This is a genomic window from Mycobacterium sp. NGS63, assembly GCF_059812295.1.
Genome location: NZ_JCALCJ010000008.1, coordinates 136,309 through 152,240 on the forward strand (window position 1 = coordinate 136,309; position 15,932 = coordinate 152,240).

The 15,932-nt window shown below is 70.6% G+C and carries 12 protein-coding genes; 8 read left to right on the plus strand and 4 right to left on the minus strand.

Features of this window, described 5'->3' with window-relative positions; translation table 11 throughout:
* Window positions 1-20 precede the first annotated feature (20 nt).
* Window positions 21-4,184, minus strand: coding sequence for a type VII secretion protein EccCa (eccCa, locus tag AC5Y4Z_RS20515; protein WP_499966563.1), 4,164 nt, complete (start codon window positions 4,182-4,184; stop codon window positions 21-23).
* Window positions 4,181-5,701, minus strand: coding sequence for a type VII secretion protein EccB (gene eccB / locus AC5Y4Z_RS20520; RefSeq protein WP_499966565.1), 1,521 nt, complete (start codon window positions 5,699-5,701; stop codon window positions 4,181-4,183). The genes eccCa and eccB overlap by 4 nt, the downstream gene beginning before the upstream one ends.
* A gap of 375 nt (window positions 5,702-6,076) precedes the next feature.
* Here eccB and malQ point away from each other — a divergent pair, with 375 nt between their 5' ends.
* From malQ to AC5Y4Z_RS20545, 5 genes are all read left to right on the plus strand, one after another.
* Complete coding sequence (malQ, locus tag AC5Y4Z_RS20525) at window positions 6,077-8,236, plus strand: 4-alpha-glucanotransferase (protein WP_499966567.1); 2,160 nt, start codon at window positions 6,077-6,079, stop codon at window positions 8,234-8,236.
* Between the two features lie 31 nt (window positions 8,237-8,267).
* Window positions 8,268-9,149 (plus strand): LLM class F420-dependent oxidoreductase, encoded by an 882-nt coding sequence (locus AC5Y4Z_RS20530; protein ID WP_499966744.1) that lies wholly within the window; start codon window positions 8,268-8,270, stop codon window positions 9,147-9,149.
* An 8-nt stretch (window positions 9,150-9,157) separates the two neighbouring features.
* Complete coding sequence (locus AC5Y4Z_RS20535) at window positions 9,158-9,637, plus strand: nuclear transport factor 2 family protein (RefSeq protein WP_499966569.1); 480 nt, start codon at window positions 9,158-9,160, stop codon at window positions 9,635-9,637.
* A 296-nt stretch (window positions 9,638-9,933) separates the two neighbouring features.
* Complete coding sequence (locus AC5Y4Z_RS20540; protein WP_499966746.1) at window positions 9,934-11,679, plus strand: molybdopterin-dependent oxidoreductase; 1,746 nt, start codon at window positions 9,934-9,936, stop codon at window positions 11,677-11,679.
* A gap of 103 nt (window positions 11,680-11,782) precedes the next feature.
* The gene (locus AC5Y4Z_RS20545) at window positions 11,783-12,019 is read left to right on the plus strand and encodes a LapA family protein (RefSeq protein WP_499966748.1); all 237 of its coding nucleotides are present in this window, start codon (window positions 11,783-11,785) and stop codon (window positions 12,017-12,019) included.
* Between the two features lie 4 nt (window positions 12,020-12,023).
* Here AC5Y4Z_RS20545 and AC5Y4Z_RS20550 read toward each other — a convergent pair whose 3' ends face one another.
* Window positions 12,024-12,452, minus strand: a complete 429-nt coding sequence (locus tag AC5Y4Z_RS20550) for a type II toxin-antitoxin system Rv0910 family toxin (protein WP_499966571.1) — start codon at window positions 12,450-12,452, stop codon at window positions 12,024-12,026.
* 55 nt (window positions 12,453-12,507) lie between these two features.
* On the minus strand, window positions 12,508-13,065 hold the full coding sequence (locus tag AC5Y4Z_RS20555) for a hypothetical protein (protein ID WP_499966573.1): 558 nt from the start codon (window positions 13,063-13,065) through the stop codon (window positions 12,508-12,510).
* A gap of 196 nt (window positions 13,066-13,261) precedes the next feature.
* Here AC5Y4Z_RS20555 and AC5Y4Z_RS20560 point away from each other — a divergent pair, with 196 nt between their 5' ends.
* From AC5Y4Z_RS20560 to AC5Y4Z_RS20570, 3 genes are all read left to right on the plus strand, one after another.
* The gene (locus AC5Y4Z_RS20560; RefSeq protein WP_499966575.1) at window positions 13,262-14,914 is read left to right on the plus strand and encodes a DUF4407 domain-containing protein; all 1,653 of its coding nucleotides are present in this window, start codon (window positions 13,262-13,264) and stop codon (window positions 14,912-14,914) included.
* Window positions 14,915-15,028: 114 nt separating this feature from the next.
* The gene (locus tag AC5Y4Z_RS20565; RefSeq protein ID WP_499966577.1) at window positions 15,029-15,370 is read left to right on the plus strand and encodes a DUF732 domain-containing protein; all 342 of its coding nucleotides are present in this window, start codon (window positions 15,029-15,031) and stop codon (window positions 15,368-15,370) included.
* A 100-nt stretch (window positions 15,371-15,470) separates the two neighbouring features.
* A complete protein-coding gene (locus tag AC5Y4Z_RS20570) occupies window positions 15,471-15,908 on the plus strand; it encodes a DUF6941 family protein (RefSeq protein ID WP_499966579.1) in 438 nt (145 codons plus the stop codon).
* The last annotated feature ends 24 nt before the right edge of the window (window positions 15,909-15,932 follow it).

Below are 15,932 nucleotides of genomic sequence, written 5' to 3' on the forward strand. Positions count from 1 at the left end.
CCCCAGCGCAACGCCCGGTCCTACTTGCGGAACTCGGTGGCCGCCACCTGGACGAACACCCCGGTGTCCTCGGCCATCAGCAGGCCGCGGCCGCGGGGCAGCGGGCCGCCCTTCATCTTGCCGCGGATGAAGCCCTCGTCGGGGTCGGCGTCCATTACCAGCAGCGGCGCGTTGGCCTGGTGCAGCGCCCGCAGCATCGGGTCGCTGCCCGCCGACGACCAGCCGCCGAACGAGCGCGTGGCGATCACGTGCAGGCCCACGTCGGAGGCCCTGGTCACCCAGGCGGCCGCCTTGTGCAGCGGCGAATCGAAACCGGCCGGCATCTGCTGGATGTCGTCGACGATCAGGAAGATCTCCGGGCCACTCCACCACGAGTGCGACATCAGCTCCTCCGCCGACAGGCCGGGCGGCGGCTCGCGGCTGGCCAGCAGCGCGGACAGGTCGTTCATCATCGCCTGCACGCCGTCGAGGTTGTAGGCGAAGTTCTCGACATACTCCGAGCCCATCACGGTCAGCAGCTGGCGGCGCGGGTCGACCAGCCACACCTGGGCCGACGGCCGCCCGGGCGGCGGCGGCGGGGCGCTGCTGGCGCCGGGCGCGTAGAGCCGGCCGATCTCGGACATGATGGTCGCCAGCGTCGTGGTCTTCCCACACTCGCGCCGGCCCGTCACCATCAGGTGCGCGTTCTCGGCGAAGTTGAGATAGACCGGCGCCAGGTCCAATTCCGAGATGGCCCAGGCGATTCCGCCGGCACCGACGCCCTGGCGGGTGTCGCGGGCGGCCAGCTCGCGCACCTGCTCCACGCCGAACCGCGCGGGCAGCCGGCGGATCGGCGGCGCCTGGCCGCTCGCCAGCCGGCTGACCGCCTCGACGATGCTGTCGGAGGCGAACACGTTGTCGCGCGTGCTGGCCAGCGCGGGCCGCGCCACCAGCGTGTGCAGGCCGGCCTGCGGGTCGGCGTCCAGGCGGACGTAGTTAACCGCGACCATGCCGCGCCCGGGCTTGACCGGGACTTCCTTGGCGAAGCGCGAACGCACCAGCTTGGCGTCCTCCACCGCGGCCAGGCGCAACTCGACGCGGCAGCCGAAACCGCTGCGCACCGGCGGCCGCAGCTCCGACTCGCGGTCGGCGGTGACGACCACGTGCACCCCGAACGAGGGGCCCTGGTTGATGATCAGGTTCACCTGCTCGATCAGGACCTCGTTCTCCTCGGCCAGCGCGCGGTAGTTGTCGATCACCAGGTAGACGTCGCCGAACCCGTCGTTGGGCACCGGGCCGGCCTCGCCGGCGAACTTGCGGCGCCGGAACACCTCCATCGAGGCGATGCCGTATTCGAGGAAGCTGCGCTTGCGCTCGCGGACCAGGGCCAGCAACTCGGCGACCGTGCGGCGCACGCCGTACGGGTCGGTCGGGCCGGCCACCTCGCCCACGTGGGGCAGCTGGGCGACCGTGGTCAGCGCGGTGCCGCTGTAGGCCAGGCAGTAGAACTGAACCTGATCCGGCGTGTGGGTCAGCGCGGCCGAGCAGATCAGCGTCTGCAGCGCGGTGGTCTTGCCCGACCCGCCGGCGCCGAGGATCAGCACGTTGGCGCCGGGGCCGGAGGTGTCCACCGTCCACGGCGGCTGGTCGTGCTTGAACGGCCGGTCGATGATCCCGATGGGGAAGACCAGGTTCTGCGCGCTGCCGTAGTCCTGCTGCCAGGCGTGCCCGAGGAACCGGTTGACCAGCTCGTCGATGGCGACCGGTTCGCTCAGCGGCGGTTGCCACAACCGGTAGGGCTCGAAGTCGATCCTGCGCAGCTGATCGATGATCACCGTGCCGACCTTGGGCGTCCGGACGCCTTCGTCGTCGTCCTCGGCCTCGGCCGGCTCGAGCACCTCGCCGTTGGAGCCGTTGGCGAGCGTCTGCTCCAGCTGCGGCCCGCCGACGCTGACCTCGAGCGGGGTGAACGAGTTGGTAAACAGTTGCGGGCGAACGTAATCGATGCTGTGCACCAGCGCCGGCGCCTCGTCGCCGTCGATGGACGACCCGCGGGAGATGTAGTCGCGCCACAGGAACTCGGCCTGGAACCGGACGATGTCCTCCAGGCTGCGGCGGAAGTAGCCCAGGCCGGCCTGGGCCGGCAGGTTCACCGCGTTCGGCACGCCGGCGGCCTGCGCCGCACCGGCGGTGCGCGCCTTCAGCACCAACCGGTAACCCATGTTCTCCATGAGCTTTTCGGCGCGGCTCTCGATCGTCTGCGACGCCATCATCAGGTGGATCCAGTACGCGCGGCCCTGCCGCCCGATCGAGTCGAGCACATCGACGGCCGTCGGCATGATGCGGAACCACTCGTAGAACTCGTCGATGACGACCACGAGCATCGGCAGCGGCGGCATGTCCTGGCCGCGGGCGCGCATCCGGGAGCGCACGCTGTTGTACTCCTTGGCGTCGTCGACGCCGGCGCTGTCGCAGATCGCCTTGCGGCGGGCGATCTCGCCCCACAGCGCGTCCAGGAACCGCTCCATCAGCGCCTGGTCCTCTTCCAGGTCGGTGATGATGCGCGACACGTGCGGCACCCCGGCGAACGGCTTGACGGCCGAACCACCCTTGAGGTCGGCGAGCACGAACTGCAGTTCCTCCGGCGGGTGGCCGAGCATCAGGGACTCGATCACGGTGCGCACCAGCGTCGACTTACCCGAACCGGTGGTACCCGACATGACCCCGTGCGGGCCGTCGCCGCCCTCGTCCAGCGACTTCATGTCCAGGAACAGCAATTCGCCGTTGTCGGAGCGGTTGCCGAACGGCGCCCGCAGCCGCGAGCGGCCCATCGAGTCGGTGCGGCTGCCCCACAGCGCGTCGAAGTCGATGTCGGCCGGGTCGTCGATCCCGTAGTAGGCCATGATGTCGCGGGCGCCGATGTGGGCCACCCGCTGACCGATCTCCTCGTATGCCTCGGCCAGCCGCCAGCGCGCCAGCTTCTGCGCGAACTCCTCCGCCTCGGCGACGCTGACGTGGTCGGTGAGGGCGAAAAACCACGGCTTCTCGTCGATGACCATCCAGGTGTCGCGGTCGCGCGGCAGGGCCTCGATGACGCCGCGGTCGTCGAACCGCAGGGTGCGCTCCGGGACGGCCGACCACATCGACCCGCCGGTCAGGTCGAAGAACGTCACACCGTCGATGCCCTCGGCGCTGATGACGAACTCCCACTGCGGGTCGGCGATGTCGGCGATGATCACCGTGTGCGGCGTCGGGGTCTGCGCCGACGAGCTGGCGTGCCGGGGCGTGAAAGAGCCACGGCCGGCGAACAATTCGGCTTGCTCGGCGGCGAACTCCCGCACCGAGCTGTAGACCATCCGCGCGTTGCCGGCCGCGTCCTGGCGCCGCGGGTCACCGAAGTGCGGCAGCCACTTGACCCAATCCCATTGCTCGAGATCGGAACTGACCACGATCATCTGCACGTGGTCGGGCCCGTGCGAGAACCCCAGCTGGCAGATGATCGCCCGCATCAGGCCCAGCACCTGCTCGCGCTCCCCGACCAGCGAGTACCAGGGTTCGACCAGCAGCGAGATCATCTTCGGCAGGTTGTAGACGACGCTCTGGTAGCGGCCGAACTCCTGCAGCGCCTTGCCCGTCACCGGCTCGAGCTCGATGTCGGTCGGCATGTTCTGCGGCTCGCCCCAGGTCACCTCGGGGCGCGTCATGCCCACGCCGACGCGCACCACGCCGAAGTTGAGGTCCTTGCCGTCGGGCTTGCGCTCCCACATCCGCGACGACCCGACTGCCGCCGCCAGCGTCGTCGGTTCGGGGTGGAACCAGCGGTAGTTGGCGTCCATGCTGTCGGCGGATTCGTGGGCCGTCTCGCGCAGCATGTCCAGCATCAGCATGAACTGGGCGCGCATCGCGTCCAGCTTCGGCCGGCTCATCTGCTGCTGGCCGCCGCCGCCGCGGAACATCATCATCATCATCCCGCCGACCATGAAGATCGGGAAGATCGCGCCGACGCCGCCGAACACGTGCGAGCCGCTGGCGAAGGTCATCGCGACCATCCCGCCCAGCAGGCCGATCACCACGACGCCGACCACCACGATCCACCACGGCTTGCCCTCGGGCGGCGGGATGCTCAGCGGCGTGGGCAGAACGATGTTCTCCGGCTTGATCACCGGCGCCTTTTCCGGTGTGGGCCTTGCGAATCCGCGTTTCATCGGGGTACCACCAACTCTGCAGGGGACATGTCCATCGGTAAGGTGTCGTGCTCCACCAGAGCGTCCGCGCGCGACAGGGTGGGGCCCTGGGGCAGCAGCCGCAGCGCCACCCACGGCGCCAGGCTCGGCGTGGTCTTCAGGCCCAGCGCCTCGCGGGCCTCACGGGTGTCGTCCACACCGAACCGGGCGCCGGCGTCCGTCAGCCACCACAGCGACTCCGTCGTCTTGGCGCCGGCGTCGTTGCCGGTGACGGCCACGAAGTTGGCGTGGTCGGGGGCGAAGTAGACCTGGTCGGCCTCGCGGCCGGTGGTGTCGGCCTTGACCAGGGACACCACCTTGTTCGTCTCCTTGGCCCCGACGGGCAGGGTCGACCCGGACACCACCTGGATGCGGGCCCGGTTCTCGCCCGAGGTCTTCTGCCACCACCAGCAGGTCGCCGGGTTCTCCCGGATGTCCATCACGTTCAGTGGGTTGTCGGGATACGACGACAGGTCCAGCTTGTTGACCACCGGCATCTTCGCCAGCGCCGACGGTTCCACGGTGACCGGCTTGGTGGCAGAACCCGGGCCGCCGGCGTTCTGCAGGATCTGGGCCACCAGCGGCGGCAGCGTCTGGACGCCGTCGGTCAGTACCAGCGAATACTGTTGCGGCCCACTGATTTGCGGGGTGACGATGACCGTTCCCACCGGGCCGGGCGCGCCCGGGAAGGCGGCCGGGGATCCGCCGTTCGGAATCTCCGGCACCGTGAGTTCGGGCCCGACGGGCAACGCGTCGTACAGGGCGCGGCTCATCGGCTTGGCCATGCTGACCTGCTCGGGCGTCAGGCCCAGCGGCAGCAGCACCGAGCGGTTCATGGCGTCGATCTTCGAGCGGCGGCCCTGCCGGACCACCCACGTGTCGTCGCCGTAGCGCAGCACTACGGCGTCCGAGCCGTTGAGCACCTGCCGGTGGCCGCTGAGGTCGGGGGTGCCGTCGATCACCGTCACCGTGACCCCCGACGGCGCGCCGACACCGGTCGAGCCGACCGTGTCGCACACCAGCCAGGACGACGCGGCCGGCGTCTTGGGGGCGAAGTGCGACGGCGCGCCCGGGATGCCGACCAGCGGCCCGCGGGGCAGGTTCGCGATCTGGCTGGAGCGGACCAGGTGCGGGTTGTCCGGGCGTCCGGTGATCAGCCGGGCCGAGGCCAGGTTCAGCGCGGGGTACAGCTTGTCCCCCACGCGGACGTAGAGGGCGCCGGAGTCGCGGTCGGCGATGATCGGCGACTCGTTGATCTGGCCCGACGGGGACAGGAACGACCAGAGCAGCGCGCCCAGGCAGATCACCAGGGACGCGGAGACCGAGGCGATGACGGCCAGGGTCTGGCGCCGGCCCGGCTCGATCTCCATGCGGACGCGCCAGCGGGTCAGCGCCATCGCGGTGCGGCGAGCCAGGAACTGGTAACCGGTCACCTGGGTCCGGGTCGACAACCCGAGGCCGTAGCCCGACCCGCGCTGCCCGCGACTCTCTTCCGCCACTTAATTCACCATCCGGTCTGTTCGAACGCCTGGATATTGTCCGTCTCGCGAATTACGTGAATCACCCGCGAGGACCCGGTGCGGGCAGCAGCGCCCGCAACGTCGGTCTTCCCCACTGATCCCCCGGCTGGATTCTTCACGTCTCATTGGGCATGTTAGCCGTGGTTGGCCGACTAGTCCTGTTGAACGGGCACCTCCGCGAGCCCGCCCGGCAGTCCAACCCGGCGACCCCGCTCGCAATCGAGTGTGAGTTCACGGCGTTGGCTGTGAATCCAGGGCGGAAAAACCGCCCCCACCGCGCCCTACGCGCACACTGAAAGCCGTCAGCTCACACTGGACCCCCTGGGCGCGCGGTTCTCCAGCAAGATGGGCGACATGACTGAGCTCGCGCCCTCGCTGGTCGAACTCGCCCGCCGCTATCACATCGCCACCGACTACGAGGACTGGACCGGCCGGCGCGTGCCCGTCGGGCAGGACACGCTGGTGGCCGTGCTCGGCGCGCTCGGTGTCGCGGCGGGCACCGAACGGGAGCGCAACGACGCGCTGGCGGCCAGGCGGCGGTCGTATTGGGAGCGCCGGATGCCCGCGACCATCGTCGGGCGCAGCGGTGAGCAGATCCGGTTCTGGGTGCACGTGACCCACGGCGACCCCGCCGAGGTGCGCGTCGAGCTCGAGGACGGCACGGTGCGCGGCGGGGTCCGGCAGGTGGACAACTTCACGCCGCCCTTCGACCTGGACGGCCGCCTGATCGGCGAGGCCAGCTTCGTCCTGCCCGGCGATTTGCCGCTGGGCTACCACCGGGTGCGGCTGCGCTCCGGCGACTTCGAGGCCAGCACCGCGCTGATCGTGACGCCGGACTGGCTGGGTTTGCCGGAGCGGCTGGGGGCACGCCGCGCGTGGGGGCTGGCCGCGCAGCTCTACAGCGTGCGGTCCCGGCGTTCGTGGGGCGTCGGGGACCTCACCGACCTGGCCGACCTCGCGGTGTGGTCGGCGGCGCGCCACGGCGCGGACTACGTGCTGGTCAACCCGCTGCACGCCGCCGGGTTCGCGGGGCCGACGGGCCGGATGGAGCCGTCGCCCTACCTGCCGACCTCGCGCCGCTTCGTCAACCCGCTCTACCTGCGGGTGGAGGCGATCCCGGAATACGCCGACCTGACCAAGCGCGGCCGGGTGCGGCGGCTGCGCTCGGACGTCCAGCGGCGGGCCGCCCGGCTCGACGCCGTCGACCGCGACGGCGCGTGGGCGGCCAAGCGCGCGGCGCTGGAGCTGCTGCACCGGCTGCCCCGCTCGGCCGGCCGCGAGCTGGCCTACGCCGCGTTCCGCGACCGCGAGGGTGGCGCGCTCGACGACTTCGCCACCTGGTGCGCGCTGGCCGAGGAATACGGCGGTGACTGGCACCGCTGGCCGGAGTCGCTGCGCCGGCCCGACTGCGCCGCCGTGCGGCGTTTTGCCGAAAAGCATTCGGACGCCGTCGATTTCCACCGCTGGCTGCAGTGGCAGCTCGACGAACAACTCGCGGCGGCCCAGTCGCAGGCGGTGCGGGCGGGGATGGGGCTGGGCATCATGCACGACCTCGCCGTCGGCGTGCACCCCGACGGCGCCGACGCCTGGGCCCTGCAGGACGTGCTGGCGCTGGGGGTGACGGCGGGCGCGCCACCGGACGAGTTCAACCAGCTCGGCCAGGACTGGTCGCAGCCGCCGTGGCGCCCGGACCGCCTCGACGAGCAGGAGTACCGGCCCTTTCGCGCGCTGATCCGGGCCGTGCTGCGGCACGCCGGCGGCGTGCGCATCGACCACATCATCGGGTTGTTCCGGCTGTGGTGGATCCCGCAGGGCGCACCGCCCACCGAGGGCACCTACGTGCGCTACGACCACGAGGCGATGATCGGCATCGTCGCGCTGGAGGCGCACCGGGCCGGGGCGCTCGTCGTCGGCGAGGACCTCGGCACCGTCGAGCCGTGGGTGCGCGACTACCTCTTGCTGCGTGGGGTGCTGGGCACCTCGATCCTGTGGTTCGAGTCCGACCGCGACGGGAACGGCGGGCCGCTGCCCGCCGAGCGCTGGCGCGAGTACTGCCTGTCGTCGGTGACCACCCACGACCTGCCGCCGACGGCGGGTTACCTGGCCGGCGACCACGTGCGGCTGCGGGAGTCCCTCGGTTTGCTGACCCGGCCCGCGGCCGACGAGCTCGCATCCGATCGGGCCGAGCTGGCGGCCTGGATGGCCGAGCTGCGCCGGGTGGGCCTGCTGGGTGCGGGCTCAGACAACCCCGAAGACGACCCGGAAGCGGTCGTCCTCGCGCTGTACCGCTACCTGGGCCGGACCCCGTCGCGGCTGCTGGGGGTGGCGCTGACCGACGCGGTCGGCGACCGCCGCACCCAGAACCAGCCGGGCACCACCGACGAGTACCCGAACTGGCGGGTGCCGCTGACCGGACCGGACGGCCGCCCGGTGCTGCTCGAGGACGTCTTCACCGATCGCCGGGCGGCCGCCCTGGCCGAGGCCGTCCGCGCGGCGATAACGCCCGCGGTATAGCCCTGTAGCTTCAGGAGCCATGAACGCTGCCGTGAAAGTGGGAGTTCTGGCCCCGGTCGCCGACGGCGTCACCGCGGATCCCGAATACATGGCGGCCTTCGCGGGCCACCTGGAGCGGTGCGGGTTCGAGTCGATCGTGGTCGTCGAGCACACCGTCCTGGCCACCCGCTACGACAGCGTCTACCCCTACGACAGCTCCGGGCGGGTCGGCCTGGCCGCCGACTGCCCCATCCCCGACCCGCTGGACCTGCTGGCGTTCCTGGCCGGCCACACCAGCCGGTTGGGCCTGGCCACCGGCGTGCTGGTGCTGCCCAACCACCACCCGGTGGTGCTCGCCAAACGCGCGGCGACCGTCGACGCGCTCTCGGGCGGACGGCTGCGGCTGTGCGTGGGCGTGGGCTGGCTGCGGGAGGAGGTCGAGGCCTGCGGCGCGGAGTTCGACAGCCGGGGCCGGCGGGCCGACGAGCAGCTGGCCGTGTTGCGGGCACTATGGGCCGACCGGCCGCAGGGGGTGTCGCACCACGGCGAGTTCTTCGACTTCGACGACGTCATGTGCTATCCCAAACCCGTTGCCGGCGAACGACTTCCGGTCCACATCGGTGGGCACAGCAGGGCGGCGGCGCGCCGGGCGGGGCGCCTGGGCGACGGCCTGCAACCGCTGGGCGTGGCCGGCCGGCAGCTCGCGTCACTGATCGCGCTGATGCGCGACGAGGCGGCGGCGGCGGGCCGCGACCCCGCGGCCCTGGAGGTGTCCCTGGGGCACACGGTCACCAAGATCGACGCGGAGCGCGCGGGCGCCCTGGTCGACCAGGGCGCCGACCGGATCGTGCTGTCGACGCCGCCGACCGCCGACATCGAGGAGGCCAAGGACATGCTGTCGGCGTGTGCGCAGCGGCTGTCGCTGATCGCGTAGGTTTCGTCATGCCCCTTTCCGCCGACGACCGGGCGGCCCTCAGCGACCTGGTGCACCGGTATGCGGCCGGCGTCGACGACCGCCAGTTCGACGCGGTCGCAACGCTTTTCACGGCGACTGCCGAGCTGAACGTGCCCGAGCCGCCGGGCGCGCTGGAGCCCGTTCGTTCCCACCGCGGCACCGACGCCATCGCCGCCGCGCTGGCCGCCGTCGCCGCGGTCGAGCGCACCCAGCACGCGATCGTCGGCGAGGTCTACGGCGACGGGCCGCGGCCCGGGGCCGCAACCGGGCGGGTGGCGTGCGTCGCGCACCACTGGAGCCGCCGCGGCGCGGACCCCGGTGACGTGACCGACGTGGTCTGGCACCTGCGCTACGACGACGACTACCAGCTGACCGACGCCGGCTGGCGGATCGGCCGCCGCGCCCTGACCATCAACGCCATTGAGACCCGCCCTGCCCGACGCGTGCGACCGCCCGACACGGGCTAGCGGCGACTGCCAGACGGTTTTAACCAAACTCACAGTGAGCGCCAAGAAACCGATTCTGCGGCGATAACCGCGCCGTCCCGTGGCAGCTGCGGCAAAACCGCCATGCGCGCCCAGACAAAGTGTGACCGCCGTCAACTATTGCCGACAGCAATACGCCCCGGCGCGCCGGGCGTCGGGTATTTTTCCCAACCAAACTTGGATTTATCCGGGTGCTCTCGTGTATTTTCAACCCCGTGACGCATGCCGAAAGCAAGCACGTTGATCCGGTGGGGAACAGCTCAATCTCGACGTTGGCGGTGGGCACGCCGCTGACCTCCATCCCGGACTACCGGAACGAGATCCATACCGCCCACGACACCATCGACGTGGAGGCCTACGGCGGCGGCTTCGACCTCACCCGCCGGGCGACCGCGCCCAAGCTGCGCGTCGGCCGCGACAAATGGTTCAACCTGCTGTGGCTGATCCCGATCGGCATGGTTCTGCTGATCGCGGCGATCGCGATCGGCAAGGGCCTGCACAACGTGCCCGCGGTGCAGGAGTTCATCGCGCGCCACCCCGGCACCGACATCGCCAGCGCCGGACCGCACGGTCTGCCCGCCTGGATCGGCTGGACCCACTTCTTCAACCTGTTCATGATGATGTTCATCATCCGGACCGGGATCCAGATCCTCTGCGACCATCCCCGGCTCTACTTCAGCCGCAACGCCACGCCCGGCAAGGACGAGTGGCTGCGGGTCGGCCCGCCGGTGCCCGATGACGAACTGTGGACCGCCAACGCCGACACCGTCGCGCTGCCCCCGCAACTCGGGCTGCCCGGCTTCCGGCACTCCATCGGCCTGGCCCGGTGGTGGCACCTCGGCGTCGACGTCCTATGGCTGGTGAACGGCCTGGTCTTCTACGTGTTGCTGTTCGCCACCGGACAGTGGCGCCACATCGTGCCGACCAACTGGGACGTCTTCCCCAACGCCTTGTCGGTGGCGATCCAGTACATGTCGCTGGACTGGCCGACCGACAACGGCTGGGTCGCCTACAACGGCCTGCAGCTGCTGGCGTACTTCACCACCGTGTTCATCGCCGCCCCGGCCGCGCTGATCACCGGCCTGGGCATGTCACCGGCGCTGTCGCAGCGCGTGCATTGGCTGAGCAAGCGCCTGAGCATCCAGCACGCGCGATCGCTGCATTTCGTGGTGCTGGTGTACTTCCTGTTCTTCATCCTGGTGCACGTGACGATGGTCTTGACGACCGAGGCGCTGCGCAATCTCAACCACATGTTCGCCTCCCGCGACGACAACAGCTGGATCGGATTCGGGATCTTCTCGCTCGCGATGGTCGTGACGGCCATCGCCTGGGTCTGGGCCACCCCGTTCACCATCAAGCACCCCCGGGTGGTGCAGCGGGTCGGCTACGCGCTGGTGGGCCCGTTCCAGCGCATGCTCGAGCAGCTGGACCCCAAGCCCGGCGCGTTCACCGAGAAGGACATCTCGCCGCATCACTGGCGCAACGGCCGGCTGCCCGAGACCGTCGAGTACAAGGAACTGGAGCGCGACGACTTCAAGGACTGGCGCCTCAAGGTCTACGGCCTCGTCGAGCACCCGATGGAGTTCTCGCTCGACGACCTCAAGGCGCTGCCCTACCACGAGCAGATCAGCCAGCACTTCTGCATCCAGGCGTGGTCCGGCGTCGCCAAATGGGGTGGCGTGCAGATGAAGACGATCATGGACATCGTCAAGCCGCTGCCCGAGGCCAAATGGGCGGTGTTCTACTCGATGGGTCTCGGCGCCACCGGCGGCATCTACTACAACGCCCACCACATCGGCCAGATGGACCACCACATGACGATGCTGGCGTTCAACATGAACGACCAGCCGCTGCCCTACATGCACGGCAAGCCGCTGCGGCTGCGCAACGAGCTGCAGCACGGCTTCAAACTGGTGAAGTGGATCAAGGGGATCGAGTTCGTCTCCGACTACCGCGACATCGGCAGCGGCTACGGCGGCTACAGCGAGGACCACAAGTACTTCGGTCGGCACCAGACGCTGTAGCTCGCCACCAACGCGCGTAAGTCGTTTGTTCCGAGGGTGTTTCGGGTAGCCGGCAGAAAGCGGCGAAAAACGAAAAACACCTGAGGAGACGCTCGTGGCACTCGTGACACGGCAGATCGCGCACCACCATCGGGAGTCCGCGTGGTCGCCGGGGCTCGTCGCCGTCGCGGCAGCCGTGGTGGCGTTCGCGGTCTGCGTGACCAACTTTGCGCTCGGTATCGCCGGTGGCGGCGTCGCCGCGGCGATCGTCGGCCTGCTGGCGTTCGGCGGCGGGCTGGCGTGGCTTGCCATGGACCGCAGGCGAGTCCGCGACGCCGAACGCGACTGGCCCGCGCGCTAACCCGTCAGCGCAGGCAAGCCAGGTTGTTGACCGACTTGCGCACGTCCGACCGCAACACCCGGGCCACCAGTCCCCCGACGGGCCCGCCGAGCAGGCCGCCCTTCAATTCGGCGGTCAGGTGGAAATCCGATCCGGAGTCGGTGCCGGTGACGGTCATCGCGACCCCGATCCGGATCCCGCCGCGCCCCCGGCCTTGCAGCTCAATGGATTTCGGCTCGTCGTAGCGGGTGACTTCCCAGTGGATGATGTTGCGGAAGCCCTTGACCTTGATGCACGACGAGACGCAGGTGCCCTTCTCGATCGTGGACGGCACCGGTCCGCGCCACCCGCCGAAGATCGTCATCCATTCGTCGAACCGGCGCAGATCGGACGCCAGCTTCCAGGCGGTTTCCGGGTCCACGTCCGACGACATCGAAACATCTACTCGTGCCACGGCTTCCCGCATACCCGGGCCCGCCGACGCGATAAACCCCGATGCGCGCGGCCCGTCAGGGCCAGGCCTCCTGCAGCTGGTGGGCCACGTCGATGACCTGCGCGGCCTGCGACTGCGGCGAGTCGATCTCCTCGGCGACGTAGGCGGCGATGAAGCGTCGGATCTCGCCGTCGACGCCCGCCAGGATGCGCAGCACCTCGCCGCGGAAGGACTTCGAGGACACGTTGACGGTGATGTCCGACGGCCGCGGCTTGGCGACGTCGACGATCAGCAGCAGGGGCTCGGCGGCCCGGGCGGTGGCGCGCAACGCGATGTCGCCGGAGACCACGAACCGCTGCTTGTCCAGCCGCAGGTCCAGCAGCAGATCGATGGACAGCGGGATGTGGATGACGAACGTGATGTCGTCGCCCAGCCGCCGGGTCACCTTGGGATCCTGGATCTTGACGTTGGCGCTGACCTTGGCGATCCCGCCCGGGCCCTGGGCGATGGGCTCCATGGCGAACTCGTTGCCCGCGATGTCGGCGAACGCGGCGGCGACGCGCTCGGGCGTGACCGCGACCTCGAAGAACCGGCGGCCGAACTCTTCGTAGCTGACATAGTCGTGGTTTTGCATAGGCTTATACCGTCTCACGTCCCCCGCCGGAACGACCGCTGATCTGCCCGCGTCGCAGCATTCGCGCCGGGCGCGGCCCCACATTCCCGTCTCGCGCCCCTCTGGCTGTGAACCACACCACATGCGGGGCGCCTCGATTCGGTGTGTCGGCCGCCGGCCTGGGACCCTTGACTGACTGGGGAGGTGTTTGGAGCTGATGTGCGCCCGACAAATCGCTGACAGAAGGCGGCCGGCCCACGTCGCGGACGCGGTCGTGGTGATCGGCGCCCTGCTGGCCTGGCTGGTCGCGGGGCTGGCGGTGAGCCAGGCCGAACGCTGGCCGCGGCTCGCGGTCGTCCCACTGACGCTGGTCGTCGGCCTGCTGGTCGGCGCGGTGACGCGCGGCATCGCCGGCCGGCCCGACCGGGGCGGATCCGGTATCGGTGGCCGCGCGGCCGTCGCCGTGGCGCTCGGCGTCGCGGTGGGCGAGCTCGCCGCGCTGGTCATCTTTGCCGGCTCGATCGACCGCCGCCTCGACGAACGGGCCCTGCGCGACGCCGAAGCCACGCCGGCCGTCGCGCGGGCGTCGGCATCCCTGCAGCAGGCCAGGGAGGCGCGCGGCGGGCTCGACCGCGCCGTCGAGCAGGCCCGGGAGCACCAGGACCGGGCCCTGGTGGTCGCGCGCTGTGAGTACCACCCCACCCCGCCGTGCCCGCAGACCCGGATCACCGGCGTTCCCGGCGCCGGACCGGAAACGCGAACCGCAAACGAGCTGCTCGCCGACGCGCAGCACGAGCTGGACGACGCGCTGGCGGCGCGGGACCGCCAAGCACCGGAGCTCGACGCCGCCGTCGCGCGCCAGGAACGGGTCGTGGCACAGGCGCACCAGGCCGCCGTCGCGGGCGCCGACCGGGGTCTCGGCGCGCGCTGGGTCGCCATGAACGACCTCACGTTCGCCGGCGCCGGCGCGCTGGCGCTGCGGCTGGCGGCGGACGCGCTCTGCGCGCTGCTGTATCTGCTGCCCCTGATCCTGCGGCGCTGGCGCGGTGAGACCAGCCACGACCGCCACGCGACCGCGCGGACGGACCGGGAACGCGCCGAGCTCGACGCCGACACCGCGATCGCGATCAAGCGGGCCGAGGTTCGCCGCGAGGCCGAAATCATGTGGGCCGAACACCGCCTCACCCAGGCGCGGCTCGCCATCGAGGCGCAGGCCGAGATCGACCGCGAACAGCAACGCCGGCGGGTGGCCGAGGCCCTCGAGGCCCCGGTCAGCACTCCGTCGCTGCGACCGGTTCGGCCGGCCCTGGAGCCGGCGGTCGAGGACGACGTGTACCTGCCGATCGCCGCGGAAGCCGAGGCCGCCAGCCGCGCGATCGCCGCGGCGTCGGCGGCCGAGCCGGTGCCCGAGCCCCCCGCGAACCTGCCCGCGCCGGTCGAGCCGCCGCGCGCGGTGCAACCGCACGCGGAGCGGGCGACCCCGCTGATCCCGTCGATCCCGGACGCCACCAAGGCCGCGGCCCGCTGGATCCGCCCGTTGGTGCCGCCGCTGGTGGCGCGGATGATCGACACCACGACTCAGCCGCTGCGAACGGTCTTCGAAGAGGTTGAGGAGATCAGGTTCTCCCTCAAGCGCACCCGCCGGGTGACGGTCGACTCGGACACCACCGACACCGGCACGCCCGGGCCCACACGCGGCGCGCCCACGCGCGGGGGCCGTGCCATCCCCCATGCGATCGGAAGCCACCGGCCTCGCCCGCCGTCGCGGTCGGTGTCCGGGCGCGGCCGCGACCCGCAGCTGCCGCGGCCCGATGCGGCGACCGAGCTGCGCGCGCCCGACGGACCGCGCCAGCTACCGCCCGGAGACTGACCGCCAGCCGTGAACGGCATTACGGCACAAGTTCATTCGCCGGTCAGCCGGTATTAAACTCCCGTTGGCCGCAACGGATGCGGGCGCGCAGGCGCTTTGCCAGAATCACGGAATATGAGACTCGTGCTGCTGGCGGCGTGTGCCGCGGTGCTGGTAGGCACCGCAGCCCCGGCCCACGCCGACGCCAAGGACCAGGCCTTCTTGACCGCCCTGACGCAGGCCGGGCTGACCTATATGAACGCCGACCGCGCGGTCACGGCGGGCAAGCAGGTGTGCAGCCTGGCCGACGACGGAATGACCGGCCAGGAGATCGTCAAGAACCTGCAGGAGCGCAACCCCGGGTTCCAGGGCGCCGGCGCCGCCAAGTTCGCGGCCATCGCGGCGTCGGCGTACTGCCCGGAGAAGCTGGCCCAGGCCGAGGAGCACGGCCCGGCGCCGCGGCCCAACGGCGCATAGCCGAGGTCACCGGCACCCGCGCTGGCCGCTGCGCGCGCAGGTATGATCCTCCCGACACGAGGCGGGGGAAGGATCGGGTGAATGGCGTGAGGCGGCGGCAATGAAGATCAGCCTGTTTCTCGCGGACGCGGCGCAGGCCGACGCCCAATCCGGCAAGGTCCATGCCCTCGGGCTGGGGTGGCGGCAGTGTCAAACGCCCACGCCCCCTTTCGCTTTGGTGCTGTTTTTGGACATCGACTGGGATGAGACCAACGAACCGCACAAGCTGACCTGCCAGCTATTGACCACCGACGGCGAACCGGTGGTGGTGATGGGCGCGCAGGGCGCCCAGAAGATCTCCTTCGAGGCGTCGGCCGAGGCGGGGCGACCGCCGGGCGCCATCCACGGCACCGCGGTCCGCATGCCGCTCACCCTCAACATCCCGGGCGGAATCCCTTTGGAACCGGGGATTTACGAATGGCGCGTGGAGGTCGAGGGCTTCGAGCAGGCCACCGCGGTCGAGGCGTTCGTGGTCCTCGGCGCGCCGCATTCGGCCTGACGCGCCCGGTCGAGAAACGCGTCG

What these genes read in the sequence shown, in the direction of transcription:
- eccCa (WP_499966563.1), bottom strand. Translation starts at nt 4,184, where the DNA reads ATGAAACGCGGATTCGCAAGGCCCACACCGGAAAAGGCGCCGGTGATC.
- malQ (WP_499966567.1), top strand. Translation starts at nt 6,077, where the DNA reads ATGACTGAGCTCGCGCCCTCGCTGGTCGAACTCGCCCGCCGCTATCAC.
- AC5Y4Z_RS20535 (WP_499966569.1), top strand. Translation starts at nt 9,158, where the DNA reads ATGCCCCTTTCCGCCGACGACCGGGCGGCCCTCAGCGACCTGGTGCAC.
- AC5Y4Z_RS20555 (WP_499966573.1), bottom strand. Translation starts at nt 13,065, where the DNA reads ATGCAAAACCACGACTATGTCAGCTACGAAGAGTTCGGCCGCCGGTTC.
- AC5Y4Z_RS20560 (WP_499966575.1), top strand. Translation starts at nt 13,262, where the DNA reads ATGTGCGCCCGACAAATCGCTGACAGAAGGCGGCCGGCCCACGTCGCG.
- AC5Y4Z_RS20565 (WP_499966577.1), top strand. Translation starts at nt 15,029, where the DNA reads ATGAGACTCGTGCTGCTGGCGGCGTGTGCCGCGGTGCTGGTAGGCACC.
- AC5Y4Z_RS20570 (WP_499966579.1), top strand. Translation starts at nt 15,471, where the DNA reads ATGAAGATCAGCCTGTTTCTCGCGGACGCGGCGCAGGCCGACGCCCAA.